The organism is Exiguobacterium sp. s123, assembly GCF_018617075.1.
Classification (GTDB): domain Bacteria; phylum Bacillota; class Bacilli; order Exiguobacteriales; family Exiguobacteriaceae; genus Exiguobacterium; species Exiguobacterium profundum.
In genome coordinates this window covers 1-234 of sequence record NZ_JACSJL010000037.1, presented here as the reverse complement: position 1 = coordinate 234, position 234 = coordinate 1, and the positions used below count along the sequence as shown (strand labels likewise).

Here is a 234-nt window from a genome sequence, read left to right as displayed (position 1 = left end):
TCCCCCAACTACTTTCGGCGCTGAGACGCTTAACTTCCGTGTTCGGCATGGGAACGGGTGTGGCCGTCTCGCTATCGCCACCAGACAAATATGATATTAACATTATCTTAACATAATGTCAACATGTTTTTGAGATTGTTCTCTCAAAACTGAGGATTCATCAACACAAACCATTAGACTAGATCAAAGCCTCGACCGATTAGTATCATTCAGCTCCACGTGTCGCCACGCTTC

The 234-nt window shown here is 45.3% G+C and carries 1 rRNA gene; it reads right to left on the bottom strand.

The features are described 5' to 3' along the window. Positions 1 to 85, bottom strand: a 5S ribosomal RNA gene (gene rrf / locus KNO72_RS15550); the annotation flags it as partial. Positions 86 to 234 lie beyond the last annotated feature (149 nt).